Raw genomic sequence first — 2805 nt, forward strand, 5'->3', positions numbered from 1 at the left:
TCCGAGATCCGGGGGTCCATCGCCCCGGTGGTCACCCCGTTCACCGACGACGGCGCAGTGGACCACGACAGTCTCAGGGCGCTGGTCCGCTGGCAGCTGGAGTCCGGATCGCACGGCATCTCGCTCGGCGGCTCGACCGGAGAGCCGAGCGCCCAGTCGGTCGCCGAGCGCATCGCCGCGATGCGCACCGCCGCCGCGGAGATCGCCGACCGGGCCCCCTTCCTGCCCGGGACCGGCTCGCACAAGCTGGAGGAGACTCTGGAGCTCACCGCGGCGGCGCGGGACCTGGGCGCGGACGCCGCGCTGGTCATCACCCCGTACTACGCGCGCCCCACGCAGGAGGCGCTCTACAAGTGGTATGCCACCGTGGCCCGGGAGTTCCCCGATCTGCCGCTGGTCATCTACAACGTGCCGTCGCGCACCGCCGTGGACGTCTCCCCCGAGACCGTCCGGCGGCTCTTCCACGACTTCGACAACGTCGTCGGCATCAAGGAGACCACCAAGGACTTCGAGCACTTCTCCCGCGTGCTGCACGCCTGCGGCCGGGACCTGCTGGTGTGGTCGGGGATCGAGCTGCTCTGCCTGCCGCTGCTGGCACTCGGCGGCGCCGGGTTCGTCAGTGCCGTGGCCAACCTGGCTCCGAACACCGTGGCCCGGATGTACGAGCTCTGGGAGAAGGGCGACCACGAAGGCGCCCGCGACCTGCACTACCGCCTGCACCCGCTGGTGGACCTGCTGTTCGTGGAGACCAACCCCGCCCCCGCCAAGTGGGTGCTGCACCGGCAGGGCCGCATCGCCTCCGGCCACGTCCGCCCGCCGCTGACCCCGCCCACCGAAAAGGGTCTCACCCGGATCCGGGCGCTGCTCGCCCAGGGCGGCGACCTCACCGGACAGATCTGAGAAGAGGAGGAGTCCGATGTCCACCACCTGGCCCCCTCCGGCCGGAGTGCCTGACGAGATCCGCCACTGGATCGCGGGCGAGCTCGTCGCCAGCGCGGACGGCCGTACCTTCGACGTGGCAGACCCCGTCTCCAACAGCACCTACACCACCGCGGCAGCCGGCGGCGCGCACGACGTGGATCGGGCCGTGCGCGCCGCCACGGCCGCGTTCCCGGCCTGGTCCGCCCTGGGCAATCGTGAGCGTGCCCGCATCCTGCACCGCGTCGCCGACGCCGTCGAATCCCGTGCGGAGCGCCTGGCCGCGTTGGAGTCCTTCGACTCCGGGCTGCCCATCACCCAGGCCCGCGGTCAGGCCCGTCGTGCCGCCGAGAACTTCCGCTACTTCGCCGACGTCATCGTGGCCCTGGGCGAGGACGCCTACCGGGTGGGCGACCAGCAGATCAACTACGTGGTGCGCCGCCCTGTGGGTGTCGCCGGCCTGATCACACCGTGGAACACCCCGTTCATGCTGGAGAGCTGGAAGCTGGCCCCGGCGCTCGCCGCGGGCTGCACAGTCGTGATCAAGCCGGCCGAATGGACACCGCTGTCGGCGTCCCTGTGGCCGAAGATCATGGATGAGGCCGCGGTGCCGGCGGGCGTGGTCAACATCGTCCACGGCATCGGCGAAGAGGCGGGACAGGCGCTGGTCGACCATCCGCACGTGCCGCTCATCTCCTTCACCGGCTCCACCGACACCGGACGCCACATCGTCCGCAGCTCGGCGCGGCATCTCAAGAAGCTCTCCATGGAGCTGGGGGGAAAGTCCCCGGTCGTCGTCTTCGCGGACGCGGACGTGGAGGCCGCGCTGGACTCGGTGCTCTTCGGCGTGTTCTCGCTCAACGGAGAGCGTTGCACCGCCGGCTCCCGGGTCCTGGTCGAGCGGGCGCTGTATCGGGAGTTCACCCGCCGCCTGGCCGAGCGCGCCGAAAAGGTCAAGGTGGGGCCGCCCGCCGACCCGGTCACGGAAGTCGGCGCCCTCGTCCACCCGGAGCACTATGCGCGGGTGCTCGACTACGTCGAGACAGGACGGAAGGAGGCGCGGTTGGTCGCCGGCGGGTCCCGGCCCGGTCACCTTCCCGAGGGCAACTACCTCCAGCCGACCGTCTTCGCCGATGTCGCGCCCGGCGCCCGGATATTCCAGGAGGAGATCTTCGGCCCCGTCGTGGCCGTCGCCCCCTTCGACGACGAGGCCGAGGCGGTCGAACTGGCCAACGCCACCCAGTACGGCCTGGCCGCGTACGTGTGGACCAGCGATCTCAAACGCGGCCACCGCATCGCCCACGCCGTCGAGTCCGGGATGGTGTGGATCAACTCCCACAACGTCCGCGATCTGCGCACCCCGTTCGGCGGCGTGAAGGCCAGCGGCCTGGGCCGCGAGGGCGGAGCGCACAGCATCGACTTCTACACCGAATCCAAGATCGTGCACGTGGCGCTGGGCGAGGTGCACACTCCCCGATTCGGCGTCTGACCCACCCCGTCCGCCCCTCGCCCGGGCACGCCCATCCAGGAGGAGCCGCCGTCATGAGTTCCAGGAGTTCCATGTCCCCCGCGGGCCCCCCGCCCGATGTCATCCGTTCCGCCTACGCCCAGCTCGTCGTCACCGACCTGGCCAGGGCCCGGTGGTTCTGGGTGGACATGCTCGGCCTGTTCGTCCAGTACGAGGATGAACATTCGCTCTGCCTGCGTGGCACCGACGAGCTCACCCACCACTCCCTGGTGCTGCGCGAGGGCGAGACCGCCGCCCTCCAGCACATCGCCTACCGGGTCCGCACCCCCGAGGACGTGGGCCGGGCGGAGGAGTTCTTCACCGCCCTCGGCCGTCCCACCCGTCGTATCCCGGCGGGGAGAGGGACCCGCGGCATCGGT

The 2805-nt window shown here is 70.9% G+C and carries 2 protein-coding genes and 1 pseudogene; all 3 read left to right on the forward strand.

Going from position 1 to position 2805, the window contains the following annotated elements; genetic code table 11:
* Nucleotides 1–6 precede the first annotated feature (6 nt).
* Nucleotides 7–900 (forward strand): 4-hydroxy-tetrahydrodipicolinate synthase, encoded by an 894-nt coding sequence (gene dapA, locus DAT37_RS03930; RefSeq protein ID WP_232839507.1) that lies wholly within the window; start codon nt 7–9, stop codon nt 898–900.
* Nucleotides 901–916: 16 nt separating this feature from the next.
* The gene (hpaE, locus tag DAT37_RS03935; RefSeq protein ID WP_109523310.1) at nt 917–2407 is read left to right on the forward strand and encodes a 5-carboxymethyl-2-hydroxymuconate semialdehyde dehydrogenase; all 1491 of its coding nucleotides are present in this window, start codon (nt 917–919) and stop codon (nt 2405–2407) included.
* A 53-nt stretch (nt 2408–2460) separates the two neighbouring features.
* A pseudogene (locus DAT37_RS03940) lies at nt 2461–2805 on the forward strand (3,4-dihydroxyphenylacetate 2,3-dioxygenase); the annotation flags it as partial.

It is taken from the genome of Nocardia aurea (genome assembly GCF_003123685.1).
In the GTDB taxonomy this organism is placed as follows: Bacteria; Actinomycetota; Actinomycetes; order Mycobacteriales; family Mycobacteriaceae; genus Nocardia; species Nocardia aurea.

Bases quoted from the DNA above. Each gene is read 5' to 3' on its own strand.
- hpaE (WP_109523310.1), top strand. From the start codon at position 917: ATGTCCACCACCTGGCCCCCTCCGGCCGGAGTGCCTGACGAGATCCGC.